We start from the raw sequence: 19,766 nt of genomic DNA on the forward strand, positions 1-19,766 counted from the left end.
GTCACCGGGACAGGAAGTCCTCGACGAGCTTGAGGAACTCGTCCGTCCGCTCCCCCATCACCACGTGACCGCTGTCCAGTTCGGCGTACTCGGCCCCCGCGATGCCCGTGGAGAACTCCCGGTGGTTCTCCACGGGCAGGGTGGCGTCGTGCAGGGCGCCGATGACGAGCGTGGGCGCGGTGATCCGCGGCAGCAGGTCCCGGACGTCGATCCGCCCGACCAGATCGACCTGGCGGAGGCGGTCCGGGGTCGGCGCCATGAACGCGTGGGCCTGCTCGACCGCGGCGTGGCCCGCCCGGTTCATGAACCCGCGGCTGTAGGCGAGCAGGGTCGAGTGGCGGGCGAACGCGTCGGTGTCGCCCGCGGCGGCCAGCCACGACGCCACCAGCTGCCGGACGTACTCGTCGCCCGGCCCCGCGACGCCCGCGACCGGGACCAGCCTGCGGACGAGGTCCGGTCGCAGGGCGGCGACGGCGGCGGCGACGGGCGCGCCGAGCGAGAAGCCGAGCACGTCCGCGCGGCCGGTGCCGGCGTCCTCGATCACCGCCGCGACCTGCGCGGCGAGGGTCCCGGCGGTCAGCGGCGCGCCGTCGTCGGAGGCGGCGTCGCTGCCCGCCAGGTCGGGCCGGACGACGGTGCGGTGGCCGGTGAACCGGTCGAGCACGCCGTCCCACATGGCCGCTCCGGGGCCGACACCGTGCACGAGGACGAGCGCGGGGCCCGTCCCCTCGACGCGGTAGGGGATGCGGGCGCCGTCGACAGTGATGGTGGGCATCTTGTTCGCCTTTCGGGTGGTGTGCACTGCCCTCGACGCTGCCCGAGGCGCGCCGCGATGAGGAGCGGACCGCCCTGGCTAGGACAACCGGTCCCAGGCTGCGGCCCCGGCGATCACCGATCATGGACGCATGGACATGGACCGCCGCGAGCTCGCCGACTTCCTCCGCCGCTCCCGCGCACGGCTCCGCCCCCGTGAGGTCGGCCTGCCGACCGGGCCGCGGCGGCGCACGCCGGGCCTGCGCCGCGAGGAGGTCTCGCAGCTCGCGGGCATGTCCGCGGACTACTACATGCGGCTCGAGCAGGCCCGCAGCCCGCAGCCGTCCGCGCAGCTCCTCGGCGCGCTCGCCCGCGCGCTGCGGCTCACCGCGGACGAGCGCGACCACCTGTACGTCCTCGCCGGGCACCGGCCACCGGCGGGCCCGCTCGCCGGCGAGCACGTCCGTCCCGGCCTGCTCCACCTGCTGGACCGGCTCGGCGACACCCCCGCGCAGATCCTCGGCGACCTCGGCGACCTCCTCGCGCACAACGCGGCGGCCGAGGCGCTGTTCGGCTGCGTCTGCACGGTCGACGGGCCCGACCGCAACATCGTCTGGCGATGGTTCGCCGACCCGTCCGTCCGGTCGGCCCATCCGGAGGACGAGCACGAGCGGATCGGCCGCGCGCACGTCGCCGACCTGCGCGCCGCGGTCGCCCGGCGCGGGCACGACGCCGCGTCGGCCGCGCTCGTCCGGCGGCTGCACGGCACCGGCGGCGAGTTCACCCGGATGTGGGAGCTGCACGAGGTCGCGGTGCGCCGCACCGCGCGGATGCGGGTGCGGCATCCCGAGCTCGGGACGGCCGAGTTCGACGCCGAGGTGCTCGTGACCCCCGCCGAGGACCAGCGGCTCGTCGTCTACACGCCCCCGCCCGGCTCCCGTTCCGTGGAGGCCCTCGAGCTGCTGCGGGTCATCGGTCCGGAGACGGCGCACCGGAGTCACGCCGCAGGCGCCACAGGGTCGTGATCTCGGCGGCCCGCGCGGCGTGCAGCGGATCGTCGGCGTCGGCCGCCTTCGGATGGACGGGCGCCGCGTCGAGCCGGCTGGCCACCCGCAGGCCCGCCGCCGCGAACGCGTCCGCCAGCTCGCCCCGCGCCCGCAGCCCGAGGTGTTCGGCCAGGTCGGACAGGACGAGCCAGCCTTCCCCGTCCGGTTCCAGACGATCGCCGAGACCGTCGAGGAACCCCCGCAGCATCCGCCCGCCCGGATCGTAGACGGCCCGTTCCAGCGGCGTCGCGGGCTTCGCCGGGAGCCACGGCGGATTGCAGACGACGAGACCGGCGCGTCCGTCCGGGTAAAGGTCCGCCTGCACGACCTCCACCGGCACTTGCAGCCGCTCGACGTTCTCCCTGGCGCAGGCAAGCGCGCGCGGATCCATGTCGGTGGCGACGACCCGCCCCACGCCGCGTCGCGCGAGGACGGCCGCGAGGACGCCCGTACCTGTGCCGATGTCGAACGCGGACGTCACCCCGGACGGCAGCGGCGCGCGCGCGACGAGGTCGACGTACTCGCCCCGGATCGGTGAGAACACGCCGTAATGCGGGTGGATCCGGTCGCCGCCGAGCGCGGGCACGGGCACGCCCTCGCGCCGCCACTCGTGCGCGCCGATCACGCCGAGCAGCTCGCGTAGCGACACCACGTACGGCTCCTCGCCCGGCCCGTACGCCTCCGCGCACGCGTCCCGCACGTCCGGGGCGCGCCGGAGCGGGACGGTGTGACCGGCCTCGACCGGCACCAGCAGCATGCCCAGCGTGCGCGCGCGCTGGGCCCGCGCCTGCCGGAACAGGTGGAACGCCTGGGCGCCGGACGGCTCCGCCTTCTTCTTGCGCGGCGGCGCGTCGATCCGCCGCGCCATCGCGCGGAGCAGCTGCCGCGCGTTCTGGAAGTCGCCCCGCCACAGCAGCGCCGTGCCCTCGCACGCCGCCCGGTACGCGTCGTCCGCGCGCGTCCCGTCGTCGGCGACCCGCACCCGCCGGGGCGGGGGCGCGCTCTCCGACCGCCAGCGCGCGCGCCGGTCCCGCCCGTCCTCGCGCCAGCCGACGGCCGGTCCGCCCGACACGTCCGTCCGCCCCTGCCCAGCACCCATAGCGTGACCGTTCTGTGAGATCCCGCTTGGATCGTACGGTCGCCGCCGCCCTACCTGCGCAGGACGAACGGTGCGACAATCCACGAATGCGACTTCCCGGGCCCGTGCACGCCGGTAACGAGGGCCTCGCCTTCCTCGTCGAGCTCGCCGCGTTCGCCGCCCTGGCGTGGTGGGGGTTCACCGCCGGCGACGCCGTCCTCGTCGACCTCGTGCTCGGTCTCGGGGCACCGGCCGCGGCCATCACCCTGTGGGGCCTGTTCGCGGCGCCGAAGTCCCGGTTCGACGCGGGGCTCCCGGTCGTCCTGCTGGTGAAGGCGCTGGTGTTCGCGTCCGCGGCGCTGGCCGTCCTGGCCGTGGGGCATCCGGTGCTCGCCGCCGTGTTCGCGGCGATCGCCCTGGTCAACACCGCTCTCGCCACCCTCGACCGGGACGCCCGGTTCCGCGCCGCGCGGGACGAGCCGTCCGCCGGATGAGCCAGTACTTCCAGGCCGGCGACGACGTCCTGTGGAACCCGGCCACCAGGGTCGCCCGGCTGTTCGCGGCGACGGCCGGGACGCTCGCCGACATCACGGACAGACCGTCGGGGATCGGCCCGGAGCAGTCGGACGAGTACCGGCTCGACGTCGAGACGTTCGTCGAGTTCACCGACGCCCTGGTCCGGTACCACGCCCGCTCGGGCCACACCGTCATGCGGACCCTCATGGAGGGGTTCGTCGTGACGGCGCTCGCCCTGTCCGTCCGGGCCGGAGTGCGCGTCCCGGCCCTCGACGACCTCGACACGGCCGGCGTGCGCGCCCTCGCCGAGCGTGCCCGGGACGTCGAGCGCACCATGCCGCGCTGACCGCCCCGGCCGTCAGGGAGCGCCGAAGGCCCCCGCGTGCGCCGCCGCGAACGCCTCGAACGAGCGCGGCGGGCGTCCGGTGACCTGCTCCACGGCACCCGTGACCCGGTCCTCGGCGCCCCCGGCGATCAGCCCGTCCAGGTCCGCCAGCATCGCCGCGAACCCGTCCGGGAGCGTCCCGGCGAGGTGCTCGCGCATCCGCTCGCGCGACACCGCCCGGTGCCGGACCGGACGGCCCGACACCCGCGCGATCGTGGCCGCGACGTCGTCGTAGGACAGGGCGCCCGGTCCGGTGAGGATCCAGTCGGTGTTGTGGGGCGTCCGGTCGGTCAGGGCCCGGACGGCGACGGCGGCGATGTCGCCGGCGTCGATGAACGCGACCCGTCCGGCCGCCGCGGCGGTCGTGATCCGGCCCTCCGCGCGGATGCTCTCCGCGTGGACGTGCCCGCCCGTGAAGTTCTGCATGAACCACGACGGCCGCAGCACCGCCCACTCGCCGAACACCTCCGGCAGGGCCGCGTGGACGGCGCCGGTGGCGGGCCCGCCCGGCGCGAGCTGCGACGAGCTGAGGAGCACCGCGCGCCGCACCCCGGCCCGCTTGGCCCGCTCCAGGAAGGGCAGCATGGCCTCCTCGGGGTGCAGCACCCCGACGGGCGGCACCAGGTAGACGCTCTCGACGCCGTGCAGGGCGGCGCCGTGCGTGGACGGGTCGAGCCAGTCGAACCGCACGCCGTCCGGGCCGCCGGCCGCACCCCGGCTCGCGGCCCGGACCGCGCGGCCGTCCGCCCGCAGCCGGTCCGCGACCCTGGAGCCGGTCGTGCCGGTGGCGCCGATCACCAGGACGGTCATCACGCGGCCCCGCGCATCGAGTCGGGCATCTTCAGCGGGTTCCAGTAGTCGCGGTAGCGGACGAACCGTCCGTCCTCGATATCGATCACTGCGATGTACGACATCTCGTACGGTTCGCCCGTCCCGACGACGCGGCCGGTGGCCCGCATCTCGGCGACGACGCGGCCGGGCGTCTCGGTCCGGTGGATCTCCAGGTAGGGGATCGCCTGCAGGTCGATGTGGTTCGGGTAGTCGCGCATGTAGGCGGCGACGACGGCCCCGCCTTCGAGCCGTCCGGGCGCGTCGGCGGGCGCGAACGGGAACTCCATCACCGCGTCCTCGGCCCACATGCGGGCGAACCCATCGAAATCATGCTTCAGCAGCAGGTCCATCGCGTGCCGCAATGTCTGTTCGGGATCCATGGCGCCTCCTCGTCGCGAGCGGCCCGCTAGAATACGGACCGGCGGTCCGCATCACTATATACGGACCGCCGGTCCGGATAGCAAGCGGAGAGGTCACCGATGCCCGAACCCCGGCGCCGCGCCGACGCCGTCCGCAACCGCGAAGCCGTCCTCGACGCCGCCGAGGCGCTCTTCGCGCGCAGCGGCACCGCCGAGATCAGCATGAACTCCGTCGCCGCGGCCGCGGGCGTCGGCAAGGGGACCGTCTTCCGCGCCTTCACCGACCGGACGGGCCTCCTGCAGGCCCTCGCCGAGCGCCGCTCCGCGTGGCTGCTCGAGGTGGTGCGCGACGGGCCCGCCCCGCTCGGCCCGGCCACCCCGCCGCGCGAGCGCGTCCCGGCCGTGCTGGACGCCCTGGTCCGCCTCAAGTTCGACAACCGGAGCCTCTACCTCGCGCTCGAGGAGGGCGGCGCCGCCAGCCCCTACCAGAGCGACTCCTACACGCGGTCGCACACGATCTTGCGCGACATGCTCGCCGAACTCGCCGATCCCGGGGAGGCGGGGTTCCTCGCGCACGCCCTCCTCGCCGCCGTCCGCGCCGACCTCATCACCTACCTGGCGAACGCGGAGGGGCTGACGGCCGACGCGATCCGCGCGCGGCTGGCCGCGTACGTCGAGCGCCTGCTTCCGGCGGAGCGGAGCTAGAGCCGTACCGGCGGTACTGGAACGGCAGCCTCGACCGCACGTGGGAGCCCGACGAGGGCCTTCCGCACGGCAGTGCGCCTGAGGCGGACGGCGGTGCCGGGCGGGCGGACCCGCAGCCGCGGCGGCTAGGCGGACGCGCGGAGGCGGGTGTCGAGGGCGTCCAGGTCCGGGACGAACCAGATGTGCCCGCCCGCGTTCGACTCGGCGACGAGGGCCCGCAGCGCCGCACTCGACTCCAGGTGCCGGGACACGTCCCCGACGACGGCCAGCCGGATCCGGTAGTTGACGAACTTCTGCATGATCTCGCCGGCCACGCGGGTGCCGAGGGCGAAGAACCGCTCGTCCAGCCGGTCCGCGGGCACGGCCACCACCTCGGCGCCGAGGAACGCGTGGCCGATCAGGTCGAGCGCGTCCCGCTCGGTGGCGATCGGCGGGCCGTCCGCCGCGCACACCAGCACCTGCCGTCCGGCCCGCTCCACCAGCGCGTCAGCCATTGCGATCCTCCCGGTCCACCAGGTCGTTGCCGCCGTCGAGTACCGCGTCGAGCATCTGCAGCACGGCCGCGGTCTCGGCGGCGGAACCGAGCACGACGAGCTTCAGGCGGCGCCGCTCCGCGTCGTGCACCGCCTGGATCCGCAGCCGGCGCGCGGGGTCGCCGCCGACGTTCACGCCCGAGAGGACGAGCGTGCTCAGCCGGTCGGCCCCGGCCCGGTCGATCCCGTCGATCTCGACGATGCTCGACACCTCGACGGACGCGCCCGCGCCGGGCCGTCCCGCGGGTGCGGGCGCGCGGCCGGTCAGCGCCTCCAGGTCGGCGGGCGCGATCCGGTACTGCTTGCCGATCCGGACGGCCTTGAGCCGCCCGTCGCGGATGTAGCCGCGCACCGTCCGCACGTGCAGGCCGAGCAGGTCCGCGACCTCCTCGACGGAGTACATTTTTTCCGTCATCACTCCCTAACATACCTCTTGTTGGGAGTGATGCGTAAGTTTGCGGAACCAGCTCGCCCGGGATGTTTCACGGGAAACACGACGGGCCGCGCCCCCGGAGAGGTCCGGGGTGCGCGGCCCGTCGGGGACCGGCGGCCTGGGGCGGCGGCCTGAGTCAGCGGCCGGTGCCGCCGTACACGACGGCCTCGACCTGCTCGGAGTCGAGGTCGAACGCGCGGTGGGCGGCGGCGACCGCGGTGTCCAGGTCGTCCTGCGCGACCACCACGGAGATCCGGATCTCCGACGTGGAGATCATCTCGATGTTCACCCCCGCGTCGGCGATGGCGGCGAACAGCGTGGCGGTGACGCCCGGGTGCGAGCGCATGCCCGCGCCGATCAGCGACACCTTGCCGACGCGGTCGTCGTAGCGCAGCGACTCGAAGCCGATGCGCTCCTTGACCTTGTTGAGGGCGGTCAGTGCGGCCTGCCCGTCGGTGGCCGGCAGCGTGAACGAGATGTCGGTGCGCCCGGTCGACGCGGCCGACACGTTCTGCACGATCATGTCGATGTTGATCTCGGCGTCGGACAGCACCGTGAAGATCGTCGCGGCCTCACCGACCTTGTCGGGCACCCCGACCACGGTGATCTTGGCCTCGCTCCGGTCGTGCGCGACGCCGGAGATGATCGCCTGCTCCATGTCCTGTCCTTCGAGTTCGCTGCTGTCGACGACCCACGTGCCTTCCTTCTGGCTGAACGAGGACCGCACGTGGATGGGGATGTTGTAGCGGCGCGCGTACTCCACGCAGCGCAGATGCAGGATCTTCGCCCCGCTCGCCGCCATCTCCAGCATCTCCTCGTAGGAGATCTTCGGCACCTTCCGCGCGGCCGGGACGATGCGCGGGTCGGCGGTGAACACGCCGTCGACGTCGGAGTAGATCTCGCAGCAGTCGGCGTCCAGGGCCGCCGCCAGCGCCACCGCGGTGGTGTCGGACCCGCCGCGGCCGAGCGTGGTGATGTCCTTGGTGCCCTGCGAGACGCCCTGGAAACCGGCGACGATGCAGATCGAGCCCTCGTCCAGCGCGGTCCGGATGCGTCCCGGGGTCACGTCGATGATCTTGGCTTTGCCGTGGGTGCCGTCGGTGATGACTCCCGCTTGGGAGCCGGTGAACGAGCGGGCCTCGTGGCCCAGGTTCGCGATGGCCATCGCCAGCAGCGCCATGGAGATGCGCTCGCCGGCGGTGAGCAGCATGTCCAGTTCGCGTGCCGGTGGCAGGGGGCTGACCTGCTCGGCCTTGTCGATGAGATCATCCGTCGTGTCACCCATGGCGGAGACGACGACAACGACGTCGTTCCCCGCCTTCTTCGTTGCGACGATGCGCTGGGCGACCCGCTTGACGCACTCGGCGTCGGCGACGGAGGAGCCACCGTACTTCTGCACGATTAGAGCCACGGTTTGGGCGCTCCTCGGTTCGGGGTCAGGCGTACCGGCGGTCCAGTCTACCGAGGTCATCCGGATGGACTACGTCCAGGTAGTTCACTGACCGGCGCGAACTAGTCATACCCGTTCCGGGGCGAAGTCGTACAACCGGTTCGCGGAAGCGGGCCGCGACCGGTCGTACGCCGGCCCGCATCAGCGACTACCTCACCGGCGCGCCGTCCCGCCGCCGCACGGCGGCGCGGTCACCCCGGAACCCGGTCGAGGAAGCCGGTCACCCGCTCGAACCGGCCGTCCGCGCCGAACTCGGCGACGTCGAACCCGGCCGCGACCGCCTCGCCGCCCTCGGGCCCGAGCTCCCAGGCGAACCGGGCGACGTCGTGGTGCGCGTCCACGTCCCCCGCGAGCCGGAACACCAGCCCAGGGAACTGCTCCTGCGCCGCGCCGACGAACGCGTCGAACGCGTCCCGTCCCTCCGCGACGCCGAGCGGGTCGACGTACCGGGCGTTCCCGGTCCACACCTCGTCGACCGCCGCGCGCCGCGCCGCCGGGTCGGTCTCGTTCCAGATCGCCAGGTACCGCTCGACCCGCTGCCGGACATCGCTCATGTCTGCTCTCCCGCCTTCCGTCCGGGTTTCTCCCGGTCGCTCCTCAGCCTGCCGTCCCGGCCGCGCGAGATCGATTACCTCGCGGGTCATGCCCCGCGCCCGGTCTCTCGGGGACGGCGTGGGCCACGACGAGCTTGAGCAGCAGGACGACCGGAAGCCACGCGAGGCCGTCCGGCGCGGGGATCGAGGGCGCGAGCATCGCACCGGTGAGGACCGCCAGAAGCGCCACCGGACGGGCGAGGTGCCGGGGCGCGCGGGCGACGAGGGCGACGCCCGCCAGGGCCCACGCGTACCAGAGCGGCCCCCACCACCACGCGGCGCCGAAGGCCAGGCCGGCGACGATCGGCTGGACGTGGACGGCCGCGAAGCCGATCTCGCCGTGCAGGAACCGGTTCACGCGGGTCGGCCGCACCGGCAGGGGGCCGTGGTAGAAGCGCTTGGCGGAGTCGAGCCCGTTGGCGACGACACCGCCCGCGAGGTCGTACGCGATCACCGCGGCGACGAGGAGCCGCCACCACGCCCACCCCGCGTCGAGGCCGATCGCGACGGACGCGGCGACGCCGAACGCGCCCGCGAGATGGGCGAGGGCCCGTTCGCCGCGGGTGGGGTCGACGCCGAGGAACCAGCTCGGCTTCACGTGAGGCCCCTCTCGTAGACGGTCGCGGCCTCGGCGGTCCAGCGGGCGAGGCCCTCGCGCGACAGCGGGTCGGTGCCCAGGACGTCGGCGATGCGGTGCCGGAGCAGGATGACGGCGAGGTCGTTGACGAGCAGGAACGCGGCGCGCTCATCGGTCGCGGCGTGCCGCCGCGCCGCCTCGAACAGGCGCCGGAACAACCGCGCGCCCGCCGGATCGTCGCCGGGCAGGGTCCGCGCGAGGTAGGCGGGCACGGGCGATCCGGGCGGCAGCCGCCGCAGCAGCGCGTCGGCGAGCGACCCGTGCGCCCCGTCCCCGCCGCCCGCTCCGGCCAGCTCGTCGAAGATCGTCTCCAGGGTGGCCAGGACGTGCCGGTCGACGGTCTCGCGCAGCGCGTCCTTGGCGCCGAAGTGGTGGATGACCAGGGCGGGCGAGACGCCGGCGGCCTCGCCGATGCGGCGGACGGTGACCCGGTCCGGGCCGTGCAGGGCGAAGAGGCGCAGGGCCTCGTCGCGGATGACGGCGCGGGTCGTGCGATCGTCGTCGGCTGAACGCATGTTTAGGATACTAAACAATTGTTTAGCCCCCCGCACGCTCATGTCGTTTTTCCGCTAGTGGACCCGCGTGCCCTCGAGGATGCTGGGGAACATGCACGAGGACGTGGAGAGATGCGTGCGGGCCGTCCGGTCGCGGGACGCCCGGTTCGACGGATGGTTCTTCACCGGGGTGGTGACCACGGGGATCTACTGCCGCCCGAGCTGCCCGGCGGTGCCGCCGAAGCCGGCGAACATGCGGTTCTACCCGAGCGCGGCGGCGGCGCAGCAGGCGGGGTTCCGGGCGTGCAAGCGGTGCCGCCCGGACGCGAGCCCCGGGTCGCCCGAGTGGAACCACCGGGCGGACGCCGTGGCCCGCGCGATGCGGCTCATCGCGGACGGGGTCGTCGACCGGGACGGCGTCCCCGGCCTGGCGCGGCGGCTCGGGTACAGCACGCGGCAGATCGAGCGGCAGCTCGGCGCCGAACTCGGGGCCGGTCCCCTGGCGCTGGCGCGCGCGCAGCGGGCGCAGACCGCGCGGCTGCTGATCGAGACGACGCCGCTGCCGATGGGGGACGTCGCGTTCGCCGCGGGCTTCGCGAGCATCCGTGCGTTCAACGACACCGTCCGCGAGGTGTTCGCGCTCACGCCCACCGAGCTGCGCGACCGGGTGGCGAAGGGGCACCCGCCGGCCGGGTCCGGCACCCTGTCGTTCCGGCTGCCGTTCCGGGCGCCGCTGTGCCCGGACAACCTGTTCGGGCACCTCGCGGCGACCGCGGTGCCGGGGGTGGAGGAGTGGCGGGACGGCGCGTTCCGCCGGGCGTTCCGGCTGCCGCACGGGCACGGCGTCGCCGCGCTGCGGCCGCACCCCGACCACGTGGCCTGCACGCTCGCCCTGACCGACCTGCGCGACCTCACGATCGCGATCAGCCGGTGCCGGTGGCTGCTGGACCTCGACGCCGACCCGGTCGCCGTCGACGAGCAGCTCCGCGCCGACCCGGTGCTCGCGCCGCTGGTCGGCAAGGCGCCGGGACGGCGGGTGCCGCGGGCGGCGGACGCGCCCGAGTTCGCCGTCCGGGCCGTCCTCGGGCAGCAGGTGTCGGTCGCGGCGGCCCGGACGCACGCGGCCCGGCTGGTCCGCGCGCACGGCGACCCGATCGACGACTCCGGCGGCCTGACGCACCTGTTCCCGACGCCCGAGGCACTCGCGGACGTCGACCCGGAGACCCTCGCGTTCCCCCGAGCCCGGCGCGTCACCCTGGCGGCCCTCGTGGACGCCCTGGCGAACGACGAGATCGACCTCGGCGTCGGATCCGACTGGGACTCGGCCCGCGCGCGCTTGGGAGAACTCCCCGGTTTCGGGCCCTGGACGATCGAGACCATCGCCATGCGCGCCCTGGGCGATCCCGACGCGTTCATCCCCGGCGACCTCGGGGTCCGCACGGCGGCCCGCACGCTCGGGCTCCCGCACACCCCGGCCGCCCTCACCCGGCACGCCGAAGCGTGGCGACCGTGGCGAGCCTACGCCGTCCAGTACCTCTGGGCGACCGGCGACCACGCCATCAACTACCTGCCCGCCTCCTAAGGAGTTCGACATGCGCACAACGCACACCGTCCTGGAGAGCACGGTCGGCCCGCTCACGGTGGTCGTCACCGACGGCGCCGTCTCCGGCCTGTACATGCGGGAGCAGCGGCACCGGCCCGCCCAGGAAACGTTCGGCTTTCCCGCGGACGACCCAGACGAGCGGCCGTTCGCGCAAGTCGGGGAGCAGCTCGACGCCTACTTCGCCGGGGACCTCACCGAGTTCGACGTGCCGCTCGCCCTGAACGGGACGCCGTTCCAGCGGCGCGTCTGGGCGGCGCTCCAGAAGATCCCCTACGGGGAGACGGTCACCTACGGCGAGCTGGCGCGGGAGATCGGCAGCCCGGCCGCGTCCCGCGCCGTCGGCCTCGCCAACGGCAAGAACCCGGTGAGCGTGATCGTCCCGTGCCACCGGGTCGTCGGTTCCAACGGCGACCTGACGGGGTACGGCGGCGGCATCGAGCGCAAGCGGTACCTGCTGGACTTCGAGCGGAAACTCCGCCACGGGACCGCACCGGCCCTGTTCTGAGATGTCGGAGGTGCCGGATAGCGTGCGGGCGCGGCCCGGCATCCGGACCGCGGGCACCATGAAGGGGCGGATCAAGTGGAGTTCCGAGTCGATCGTCAGACGCTCGCCGAGGCCGTCGCGTGGGCCGCGCGGACGCTGCCGTCCCGTCCCGCCGTCCCGGTCCTCGCGGGGATGCTGATCGAGGCCGGGGACGGGGAACTGGCCCTCGCCGGGTTCGACTACGAGGTCTCGGCGCGCGCGCGGATCGACGCGGAGGTCGTCGAGCCGGGCCGCGTGCTGGTGCCGGGCAGGCTGCTGTCCGACATCGTGAAGAGCCTGCCCGCCCAGCCCGTGGAGGTCTTCACGAAGGGCTCGGAGGTCGTCGTCCGGTGCGGGCCCGCCGAGTTCGGCCTGCTCACGATGCCCGTCGAGGACTACCCGACCCTCCCCGAGCCGCCCGCCCGCGCCGGGACCGTCCCCGGCGACCTGTTCGCGGAGGCCGTCGCGCAGGTCGTCGTGGCCGCCGGACGGGACGACACGCTGCCGATGCTGACCGGCGCCCGGATCGACATCGAGGGCGACACGATGTGGCTGGCCTGCACCGACCGGTACCGGATCGCCGCCCGCGAGTTCACCTGGTCGCCCGCCGACCCCGACTTCACCGCGGGCGTCGTCGTCCCCGCCCGGACGCTCGCCGACACCGCGCGCGCGATCCGGCAGGGCGCCGAGGTCGCCATCGACCTCGGCGGCGCCGGCGAGGCGCTGATCGGCATCTCCGGCGGCGGCCGCACGATGACCAGCCGCCTCCTCGACGACCAGTACATCAACTACCGGGCACGCCTCACCGGCGACTGGACGTCGACCGCGCGCGTCCGCACCGCCCCGTTCGTCGAGGCGATCAAGCGGGCGGCGCTGGTCACCGACCGGGGCACGCCCGTCCGGCTGGCGTTCACGCCCGGCGAGGTGCGGATCCGGGCCGCCGCGGGCGACTCGGCCCGCGCCAACGAGGCGCTCGGCGCCGAACTCGACGGCGACGAGATCGACATCGCGTTCAGCCCCCAGTACCTCCTGGACGCGCTCGCCGGGATCCGCACCGAGTGGACGCGCCTGGAGTGCGCGGGCCCGACGAAGGCCGCGCTGATCACCGGCGTCCCCGACGAGGAGGACGCCGCCGACCGCGACACCGGCTTCCGCTACATCGCGATGCCGGTCCGGCTCACCTCCTGACCTACAGGTCGAGCACCGCCAGGACGAACCGGACGTCCCGGTCGCCCGCGTTCGCGTACGAGTGCGGCCGGTCGCCGACGAACACGGCGGCCGCGCCCGCCTCCACGAGGTCGGTGCGCCCGTCCACCCCGAGCGTCAGCACGCCGTCCTGCACGTAGACGATCTCCTTGGTGCCGGGCACGTGCGGGTCGCTCTGCCGCGCCTCCCCCGGCCGCAGCTCCCAGCGCCACAGCTCCAGCGACGGCCGCGGGTCGCTGCCCGCCAGCAGGGTGCCGCGCCCGCCGTGCTCGCCCTCCCACAGCACCACGTGCCGCTCCGGGGGGAACATCCGCATCGGGGGCTCCTCCTCGACCTGCACCAGCCGGGTCAGCGGGACGCCGAGCGCGTCCGAGATCCGGATGAGCGTCCCCAGGTTCGGGTTGCCGCGCCCCTGCTCCAGCCCGACGAGCACGCCCTTGCTCACGCCCGCCCGGCCCGCCAGCTCGTCCAGGCTCCAGCCGTGCCCGGCCCGCAGCGCGCGGACGGTCCGTGCCACCGCCTCACCGATGGCGCCCTGTTCGCCCACCGCACCCTCCTCAACGCGGATACCAGGATGCCACCACCCCCGACGGTCGGTACGATGACCTATCGAGTTCATTCAAATGACCGGAGGGATCGATGCTGGACCGGATCGCCGTGGCCGACGCGGTGCGGGAACTGCGCCCCGACTTCGCCGTCCTCGCCATGACCGCGGAGGGCCTGGCGAACGGACCGGGCGACGCCGCCTCGGCCGCCTGGCTGGAGCGCGCCGCCGAGCGGGCCGACGCCGCGGACCCGCACGTCGAGGCGTGGCGCGAGGCGTACCGGGCGTTCGGCGCGAAGCCGAACCGCACCCGCCCGTCCGTCGACGCCCTCATGCGCCGCGCCGTCCCGTCCATCAACCGGGTCGTGGACGCCTACAACGCGATCAGCGTCGAGTACGCGCTCCCCATCGGCGGCGAGGACTCGGGCGCCTACCGCGGGCCCGCCCGCCTCGTCCGCGCCACCGGCGACGAACCCTTCGACGTCGTCGCGTCCGGCGAACCGGCCGTCGAGCACCCCGAACCGGGCGAGGTCGTCTGGCGGGACGACGACGGCGTCACGTGCCGCCGGTGGAACTGGCGCCAGTGCGTCCGCACCCGCCTCACCGAGGACACCAAGAACGCCCTGTTCCTCCTGGAACGCCTCGACCCGTACCCCCTCGACCGCCTGCACGCCGCCGCCGGCGACCTGGAGGCCCGGCTCCGCGAGATCTCCCCGGACGTCCGGATCACCACCCGGCTGCTCGCATGGTGACGATCCTCGCCCTCGGCGCCGCACTCTCCTACGGCGTCGCGGACTTCCTCGGCGGCGCCGTCTCCCGCCGCGCCACCGCCCTGCAGGCGCTCCTGTGGTGCGTGCCCGTCGGCTTCGCCGTCGTCCTCACCGCGGCCCTCATCGACGGCGGTGCTCCCACGGCGACGTCCCTGACCTGGGGCTTCGCCGCCGGCCTCGCGGGCGGCACCGGCCTGCTCACCTTCTACGGCGCGCTCGCCCGCGGCCCGATGAGCGTCGTCGCCCCCGTGTCGGCCCTCGCCGCCGCCGTCCTCCCGGTCGCGTTCGGCGTGCTGCGCGGCGAGCGGCTCAGCGCCACGGTGCTCGCCGGGGTGCTCCTGTGCCTGGTCGCGATCGGCATGGTCAGCATGGAGCGGGACGAGCGGGAGACGGCGCCCTCCTCCCGACGCCTCACCGACTCGGGCCCCGTCATGGCCGCGGTCTCCGGCATCTGCTTCGGCGTCTTCTTCACGATCCTCGCCCGGGCCGGTGAGGACGGCGGTCTCTGGCCCATCGTGGGCTCCCGCGTCGGCAACCTCGCGGTCGTCCTGGTCGCCGTCGTGGTCACCCTGCGCGTCCGCGGCGGGAACCTCGGCCCCCGCGTGTCCGGACGGACGCTGATCGCCCTCGCGCTGCTGTCCGGCACCCTCGACGCGAGCGCGAACGTCCTGTTCGTCGTCGCCACCCAGCACGGCCTGCTCAGCCTCGCCGCCGTCCTGACGTCCCTCTACCCGGCGATCACCGTGCTCCTCGCCCGCATCGCCTACAGCGAGCGCCTCCGCGCCGTCCAGCGCATCGGCCTCGCCGTCGCCGCCACCGGCGTCGTCCTGGTCACCGCGGGGTGACGCGCTGACAGACAAAGATGTCTGCCAGTCGGCGGAAGTGTCTTCTTTCGGCCGTGCCGCGCCGATAGGTTCCGATCATGGGCTGGGACGGGGACGGGGTACTGGCGGGCAGGTACCGGAGGCTCGGCCGGATCGGCCAGGGCGGCATGGGATCGATCTGGCACGCCCACGACATCGACCTCGACCGCGAAGTGGCCGTCAAGGAACTGCGCGTGCCCGAGCAGGTCACCGACCAGGAGCGGAGCGTCTGGTACGCCCGGATGGAACGTGAGGCCCGCGCCGCCGCCCGCCTGCGTCACCCCGGCATCGTCACCGTCCACGACCGGGTGACGAGCGACGACGGCCGTCCCTGGATCGTCATGGAGTTGGTCCGCGGCCGCTCGCTCGAAGACCTGCTGCCCGAGCAGGGACCGCTGCCCCCGAACCGGGTCGCCGCGATCGGCCTCGCGATGCTGGACGCCCTCACGGCCGCCCACGCGCAGGGCGTCGTCCACCGCGACGTCAAGCCCGCCAACGTGCTCCTCGAAGGTGACCGGGTGCTCCTCACCGACTTCGGCATCGCGGCCCTGGAGGGCGACGTCACGATCACCCGTTCCGGCGCGGTGCTCGGCACGCCCACCTACATGTCCCCCGAGCAGGTGGAGGGCAAGGCCGTCACCCCGGCCTCGGACCTGTGGTCCCTGGCCGCCACCCTGTACACGACGGTCGAGGGCCGCCGCCCGTTCGACGGTGCGGGCCACGGGGCCGTCTTCGTCGCCATCGCCACCGCCCGCCCGGCCCCGCCCCGCTGCGGCGGCCCGCTGGCGCAGGTCCTGGACGGCCTGCTGCGCAAGGACCCGGCAGAACGGCTTACGCCCGCCCAGGTCCGCGCCCTTCTCGAAGCCGCCCTGGAGCCCATCGCCGGCACCACCGAGACCGCGGCCGACTCCGAACGGCCCACCCTGCACCGGCCGCCCCGCACCGCGCTCCTTCGCCCGCCCACCGGCGAGATTCCGCTCCGGCGCTACCGGAGGCCCACCGTCAGAGCCGCTCTCCTGTGTACCGCGGTCGCCATGCTTGCCTTTCTCGGCGGGCCATGGCAGGGATCCGGCGGGAGGATTCCCATAGAGCTGTACTGGCGCGAATCGATCTTGCTGCTGCTGCCCGTGGTCGTGGCGTTCATCCTCATCTGCGGGGCGTGGTTCCTGCCGCACAGGCCGACGCTCGTCCTGGGCCTGGTGTCCGCGACCCTCGTTGGTCTTCACGTGCAATTCCTCAGCGTGCTCGCGCACCAAGTGTCCAGCGACGTCCGGGTCATCGAGCCCACTGTCGGATTCCAGATCTCCTGGGTGCTGAGCTCACTCGCGTTCATGCTCGCCTTCACCGTGGTGAATCCGTCGCTCGCCGGACGGTTCCGGAATCCATCCGTCCGCCGGGCCGTGCTCACCGTGGCAGTGCTCGTCCAAGGCATGGTGGCCCTGCTCTGGGTCGTGGCCGTCTACGAGGCAGCAGGTTCGGGCGTGGACACGGACTCCGACCACAACGCCACCCTGTTCGCCCCTCTCATGCTCTTGGGCCTGATCTGGCTAGGTGTGCAGCCGTTCATCTGGTCGAGCAGGCTCAGGGCCGAGTTCTCCCACCGCTAGAGAACAGGCGCCCGGTACCCCCGGTATCCCACCGCACCGATCACCGCGTCAGGTGGAGCAGTCCCCGTCCCAGGGAGCGCAGAAGCCGAGCCGATCCGGGTACAGCTCGGCCCAGTCGTCCTCGTCCTCCTCCTCGCCGTGCCGTTCGATCACCAGGCCGAAGAGGACGCCGTCGATCACCACGCGAAACGGCCGGATGGCGATGTCGGCGTACTCGCGCCCGGGAAGCGCGTCCAGCAGTTCGTCCATCCGGGCTTCCGCCATGGCCAGGACGGACGTGCCCGAGTGCGGCCGTCGCTGCTGTTCGCGCCACGTCCCCGCGCACCACACGTCGGATTCGAGGTGGTGGCCCGCGAAGTCGAACCGGTGAAGCACGACGAACAGCTTTTTGCGATCCTCCCAACCTTCCCCGTAGGCGCCCCCGTCGGCCATGGCGTAGGTGATGGAGGCGAAGAACTGTCCATCGGCATACCGGCCGATCGTGGCGGTCCGGTAGTCCGGCTCATGGGCGATGGGAACGACCTCGGGCACTGCCATGCCGGAACGCTAGCCGGGGGAGCATATTGGTTGTTGCGCACCGTCGACTTACGCATCAGGAGATGCCCGTGTGGACTGCGAGTTCGCTGCCCTATCTCACACCCCGGCAAGAGGGCCAGGTCGACCCGTGGGCCCAAGAGGCGGCCGAGTCTGGACACGCCGGCACGCAGAAGATCCGTGAGGTGATGACAACGGTGCCGCCCGCGCGGGTGGCGGCGGCCCTGCGGCTGCCCGAGGGTGCCCGGGCGGTGGTTCGGCGACGGACGATGCTGGTGGACGGCCGTCCGGTCGAGTTGACCGACTCCTGGTACCCGACCGGCATCGCCGCAGGAACGGCCCTCGCCGAGCCCGGGAAGATCAAGGGCGGCGCGGTAACGCTGCTGGCCGGTCTCGGCTACACCGTGCACGAGGCCCGCGAGGAGATCGAGGTGCGTGCCGCCACACCGGAAGAGGCCGCCGAGCTGGCTCTACCGGCCGACGCGCCGGTGATCCTGCTGCGGCGCACATGCCTGACCGCCGAGGACGTGCCGTTCGAGGCGTCGGAGATGGTGATGGTTCCCGAGGGGCGCCGCCTGCGCTACCGGCTCACCGCCGGTTGAGCGCTTCGCGGGCCGACGCGTGGTACTCAAAGGTCGTGGGCGCCTGACCGGATCGCGCCGAGCAGCGCACCGAAGGCCGCCCGATCGAGCAGCAGCTTCGGCCCGGCGGCGTCCTTGCTGTCGCGCACGGCGACGACGCGGCGGAGGTCGCTCACCTCGACGCAGTTCTCACCTGTGGCGGTGCTGCGAGCACTCCTGCGCCAGATGGCATTCGCGAGTGCAACGCGCTGGACCGAATGCATATACAAGGCACCTACAGCTCACTGGCGATGTCGGTGATGAAGCGCTCTGAAGAGTTCTCGTCGAGCGCCGCATCCCAGATGCGATCGAACATGAGCCTACAGCGGGCGACCTGCTCCGCTCCCTCGATGAAGACATCTCCGTATGCCCTCCGAGTACCCGATATCGGGATCGAGGTCGTCGGGGTAGCTGAGGATGGCGAACGGCCGTCGACGCCTGTTCGCGGGCTTACGCCCGGTGCTCAGAGGTCGTGGCCTCCCGACCGGATGGTGCCGAGCAGCGCACCGAAGGCCGCCCGGTCGAGCAGCAGCTTCGGCCCGTGCGGATCGGTGGAGTCACGCAGCCCGACCCCGGCCGTAACGTTGCACGTGACCTCGACGCATGTGTTGGCGTCCTTGCTGCGCGTGCTCTTGCGCCACCGGACGGCGGGTCCCTCTAGCGGAGTCAGCATGGATGGTCGAAGCCTCGTCTCTTCGTCGCCGCCTCGATCAGTTCAAGCGAACTTTCCGGGCTGAGTGCCGATTCGCAGATCTTCCCGAACGCCAGCCTACAATGCTCGACCTGTTGCGGACTCTCCATGTAGACGACACCGAAGAAGCCCTCCGCATACGCAACGTCGGGGTCTGCGGGCTCGGCGAACCCGAGGACGATCAGCGACCCTTCCAAGCCGCAGTGAGTCCCGACCGACTGCGGTAGGAACTGAATGGTGACATTGGGGCGCTGCGCATCGGAGTGAAGTCGGCGGAGCTGGTCGCGCCACACGGCCGGTCCGCCGATCGGACGGCCGAGCACGGATTCGTCGAGGACGGCGCGGAGTCGCGGGGGATCGATCTCCCGGGTAAGGATCGTCTGCCGGACCATGCGAGCACGGATTCGGCGTTCAATGTCGTCGGCCTTGCCGAGGTCGCCCGCTTTGATGATCTCCCGCGCGTAGTCCGGCGTCTGGAGGAGGCCGGGGATCACCTGAGGATCCCAAACGCCGATCTCCGAGGCCGCGTCCTCCAACGCGACGTACGGCCCGTTGAGCACGTCGATGTAGTCGGTCCACCACCCGCGTTCTTCGGCTTCGCGGGCGAGGCTCAAGATGGCTTCTCGATCGGGGCTGCCCACTCCGTAGAGGTTGAGCATCAACTGAACGTCGCGCTCATTGGGTTTGTTGCGGGCGCTTTCGATATGGCTGACCTTGCCCTGGCTCCACCCCAGGCGAGCGGCTGCCGCCGTCACGCCCAGTTCCGCCTGCTCCCGGAACTCTCTGAGGCTGCGCGCGAGGCGACGCGCACGGACTGACGGGATGTACGAAGGGGACATAGCGCCAGTATTGCTCCATGTGATCGATAAACGACGCTCCGTGGCCAGATTGGGTCACGCGTGTAGCTGTCGATGCCTTGCGATCAGTAATCATTACGAACAGTATGTAGCCATGACGACGCCGAGTGTGACGGCGTAGAAGTCGAGACACGA

Annotated in this window: 27 protein-coding genes; 11 read left to right on the plus strand and 16 right to left on the minus strand. The window is 72.9% G+C overall.

Annotated elements, in window-relative coordinates; translation table 11 throughout:
- Nucleotide 1: 1 nt before the first annotated feature.
- Entirely contained in the window at nucleotides 2-775 is a 774-nt protein-coding gene (locus F7P10_RS20835; RefSeq protein ID WP_151011329.1) for an alpha/beta fold hydrolase, read from the minus strand.
- 130 nt (nucleotides 776-905) lie between these two features.
- Between F7P10_RS20835 and F7P10_RS20840 the strand changes: the two genes are divergently transcribed.
- Nucleotides 906-1,778, plus strand: a complete 873-nt coding sequence (locus F7P10_RS20840) for a helix-turn-helix transcriptional regulator (RefSeq protein WP_151011331.1) — start codon at nucleotides 906-908, stop codon at nucleotides 1,776-1,778.
- Here F7P10_RS20840 and F7P10_RS20845 read toward each other — a convergent pair.
- The gene (locus F7P10_RS20845) at nucleotides 1,723-2,898 is read right to left on the minus strand and encodes a class I SAM-dependent methyltransferase (RefSeq protein WP_151011334.1); all 1,176 of its coding nucleotides are present in this window, start codon (nucleotides 2,896-2,898) and stop codon (nucleotides 1,723-1,725) included. The genes F7P10_RS20840 and F7P10_RS20845 overlap by 56 nt on opposite strands.
- A gap of 86 nt (nucleotides 2,899-2,984) precedes the next feature.
- Here F7P10_RS20845 and F7P10_RS20850 point away from each other — a divergent pair, with 86 nt between their 5' ends.
- Nucleotides 2,985-3,371 (plus strand): YrdB family protein, encoded by a 387-nt coding sequence (locus F7P10_RS20850; protein ID WP_151011337.1) that lies wholly within the window; start codon nucleotides 2,985-2,987, stop codon nucleotides 3,369-3,371.
- Nucleotides 3,368-3,739 (plus strand): DUF6086 family protein, encoded by a 372-nt coding sequence (locus tag F7P10_RS20855; protein ID WP_151011340.1) that lies wholly within the window; start codon nucleotides 3,368-3,370, stop codon nucleotides 3,737-3,739. Before F7P10_RS20850 ends, F7P10_RS20855 begins: the two co-directional genes overlap by 4 nt.
- A 12-nt stretch (nucleotides 3,740-3,751) precedes the next feature.
- Here F7P10_RS20855 and F7P10_RS20860 read toward each other — a convergent pair whose 3' ends face one another.
- Nucleotides 3,752-4,588 (minus strand): NAD-dependent epimerase/dehydratase family protein, encoded by an 837-nt coding sequence (locus F7P10_RS20860; RefSeq protein WP_151011343.1) that lies wholly within the window; start codon nucleotides 4,586-4,588, stop codon nucleotides 3,752-3,754.
- Nucleotides 4,588-4,989 carry a nuclear transport factor 2 family protein gene (locus F7P10_RS20865; RefSeq protein ID WP_151011346.1) on the minus strand — a complete coding sequence of 134 codons (402 nt, stop codon included), beginning with the start codon at nucleotides 4,987-4,989 and terminating at the stop codon, nucleotides 4,588-4,590. The genes F7P10_RS20860 and F7P10_RS20865 overlap by 1 nt, the downstream gene beginning before the upstream one ends.
- Before the next feature lie 99 nt (nucleotides 4,990-5,088).
- Here F7P10_RS20865 and F7P10_RS20870 point away from each other — a divergent pair, with 99 nt between their 5' ends.
- A complete protein-coding gene (locus F7P10_RS20870) occupies nucleotides 5,089-5,673 on the plus strand; it encodes a TetR/AcrR family transcriptional regulator (RefSeq protein WP_151011348.1) in 585 nt (194 codons plus the stop codon).
- Between the two features lie 125 nt (nucleotides 5,674-5,798).
- Here the strand turns inward: F7P10_RS20870 and F7P10_RS20875 are convergent, their stop codons facing one another.
- The 6 genes from F7P10_RS20875 to F7P10_RS20900 all read right to left on the minus strand — a co-directional run bounded on the left by F7P10_RS20875 (nucleotide 5,799) and on the right by F7P10_RS20900 (nucleotide 9,834).
- Nucleotides 5,799-6,167, minus strand: a complete 369-nt coding sequence (locus F7P10_RS20875; protein WP_151011351.1) for a DUF4180 domain-containing protein — start codon at nucleotides 6,165-6,167, stop codon at nucleotides 5,799-5,801.
- Entirely contained in the window at nucleotides 6,160-6,621 is a 462-nt protein-coding gene (locus tag F7P10_RS20880) for a helix-turn-helix domain-containing protein (protein WP_218040092.1), read from the minus strand. Before F7P10_RS20880 ends, F7P10_RS20875 begins: the two co-directional genes overlap by 8 nt.
- Nucleotides 6,622-6,775: 154 nt before the next feature.
- On the minus strand, nucleotides 6,776-8,050 hold the full coding sequence (locus F7P10_RS20885) for an aspartate kinase (protein ID WP_151011354.1): 1,275 nt from the start codon (nucleotides 8,048-8,050) through the stop codon (nucleotides 6,776-6,778).
- A 230-nt stretch (nucleotides 8,051-8,280) separates the two neighbouring features.
- The gene (locus F7P10_RS20890; RefSeq protein ID WP_151011357.1) at nucleotides 8,281-8,643 is read right to left on the minus strand and encodes a nuclear transport factor 2 family protein; all 363 of its coding nucleotides are present in this window, start codon (nucleotides 8,641-8,643) and stop codon (nucleotides 8,281-8,283) included.
- A gap of 43 nt (nucleotides 8,644-8,686) precedes the next feature.
- The gene (locus F7P10_RS20895) at nucleotides 8,687-9,280 is read right to left on the minus strand and encodes a hypothetical protein (RefSeq protein ID WP_151011360.1); all 594 of its coding nucleotides are present in this window, start codon (nucleotides 9,278-9,280) and stop codon (nucleotides 8,687-8,689) included.
- Entirely contained in the window at nucleotides 9,277-9,834 is a 558-nt protein-coding gene (locus tag F7P10_RS20900) for a TetR/AcrR family transcriptional regulator (RefSeq protein WP_151011361.1), read from the minus strand. The genes F7P10_RS20895 and F7P10_RS20900 overlap by 4 nt, the downstream gene beginning before the upstream one ends.
- 91 nt (nucleotides 9,835-9,925) lie before the next feature.
- Here F7P10_RS20900 and F7P10_RS20905 point away from each other — a divergent pair, with 91 nt between their 5' ends.
- The 3 genes from F7P10_RS20905 (at nucleotide 9,926) to dnaN (ending at nucleotide 13,127) form a co-directional block, all read left to right on the plus strand.
- The gene (locus tag F7P10_RS20905) at nucleotides 9,926-11,395 is read left to right on the plus strand and encodes a DNA-3-methyladenine glycosylase 2 (RefSeq protein ID WP_151011363.1); all 1,470 of its coding nucleotides are present in this window, start codon (nucleotides 9,926-9,928) and stop codon (nucleotides 11,393-11,395) included.
- Between the two features lie 10 nt (nucleotides 11,396-11,405).
- A complete protein-coding gene (locus F7P10_RS20910) occupies nucleotides 11,406-11,921 on the plus strand; it encodes a methylated-DNA--[protein]-cysteine S-methyltransferase (protein WP_151011366.1) in 516 nt (171 codons plus the stop codon).
- Nucleotides 11,922-11,996: 75 nt separating this feature from the next.
- A complete protein-coding gene (dnaN, locus tag F7P10_RS20915; protein ID WP_151011367.1) occupies nucleotides 11,997-13,127 on the plus strand; it encodes a DNA polymerase III subunit beta in 1,131 nt (376 codons plus the stop codon).
- Between the two features lies 1 nt (nucleotide 13,128).
- On the opposite strand, the gene F7P10_RS20920 is transcribed toward dnaN, so the two are convergent.
- Entirely contained in the window at nucleotides 13,129-13,692 is a 564-nt protein-coding gene (locus F7P10_RS20920; RefSeq protein ID WP_151011370.1) for a helix-turn-helix domain-containing protein, read from the minus strand.
- Between the two features lie 92 nt (nucleotides 13,693-13,784).
- Between F7P10_RS20920 and F7P10_RS20925 the strand changes: the two genes are divergently transcribed.
- The 3 genes from F7P10_RS20925 (at nucleotide 13,785) to F7P10_RS20935 (ending at nucleotide 16,929) form a co-directional block, all read left to right on the plus strand.
- Entirely contained in the window at nucleotides 13,785-14,441 is a 657-nt protein-coding gene (locus F7P10_RS20925; protein ID WP_151011373.1) for a B3/4 domain-containing protein, read from the plus strand.
- Nucleotides 14,435-15,304, plus strand: coding sequence for an EamA family transporter (locus F7P10_RS20930; protein WP_151011376.1), 870 nt, complete (start codon nucleotides 14,435-14,437; stop codon nucleotides 15,302-15,304). The genes F7P10_RS20925 and F7P10_RS20930 overlap by 7 nt, the downstream gene beginning before the upstream one ends.
- Nucleotides 15,305-15,381: 77 nt before the next feature.
- A complete protein-coding gene (locus F7P10_RS20935; protein WP_151011379.1) occupies nucleotides 15,382-16,929 on the plus strand; it encodes a serine/threonine-protein kinase in 1,548 nt (515 codons plus the stop codon).
- Between the two features lie 48 nt (nucleotides 16,930-16,977).
- Here the strand turns inward: F7P10_RS20935 and F7P10_RS20940 are convergent, their stop codons facing one another.
- Complete coding sequence (locus F7P10_RS20940) at nucleotides 16,978-17,466, minus strand: hypothetical protein (protein ID WP_151011382.1); 489 nt, start codon at nucleotides 17,464-17,466, stop codon at nucleotides 16,978-16,980.
- A gap of 185 nt (nucleotides 17,467-17,651) precedes the next feature.
- On the opposite strand from F7P10_RS20940, the gene F7P10_RS20945 reads away from it, so the two are divergent.
- Nucleotides 17,652-18,065, plus strand: coding sequence for a GntR family transcriptional regulator (locus tag F7P10_RS20945; protein WP_254716786.1), 414 nt, complete (start codon nucleotides 17,652-17,654; stop codon nucleotides 18,063-18,065).
- A 26-nt stretch (nucleotides 18,066-18,091) separates the two neighbouring features.
- Here F7P10_RS20945 and F7P10_RS20950 read toward each other — a convergent pair whose 3' ends face one another.
- The 4 genes from F7P10_RS20950 to F7P10_RS20960 form a co-directional block, all read right to left on the minus strand.
- A complete protein-coding gene (locus F7P10_RS20950) occupies nucleotides 18,092-18,307 on the minus strand; it encodes a DUF397 domain-containing protein (protein WP_151011388.1) in 216 nt (71 codons plus the stop codon).
- Between the two features lie 11 nt (nucleotides 18,308-18,318).
- Complete coding sequence (locus tag F7P10_RS45480; RefSeq protein ID WP_368077492.1) at nucleotides 18,319-18,477, minus strand: Scr1 family TA system antitoxin-like transcriptional regulator; 159 nt, start codon at nucleotides 18,475-18,477, stop codon at nucleotides 18,319-18,321.
- 69 nt (nucleotides 18,478-18,546) lie between these two features.
- Nucleotides 18,547-18,756 carry a DUF397 domain-containing protein gene (locus tag F7P10_RS20955; protein WP_151011391.1) on the minus strand — a complete coding sequence of 70 codons (210 nt, stop codon included), beginning with the start codon at nucleotides 18,754-18,756 and terminating at the stop codon, nucleotides 18,547-18,549.
- Nucleotides 18,750-19,613 (minus strand): helix-turn-helix transcriptional regulator, encoded by an 864-nt coding sequence (locus tag F7P10_RS20960; protein WP_151011394.1) that lies wholly within the window; start codon nucleotides 19,611-19,613, stop codon nucleotides 18,750-18,752. The genes F7P10_RS20955 and F7P10_RS20960 overlap by 7 nt, the downstream gene beginning before the upstream one ends.
- Nucleotides 19,614-19,766: the final 153 nt, after the last annotated feature.

The organism is Actinomadura sp. WMMB 499, from assembly GCF_008824145.1.
In the GTDB taxonomy this organism is placed as follows: domain Bacteria; phylum Actinomycetota; class Actinomycetes; order Streptosporangiales; family Streptosporangiaceae; genus Spirillospora.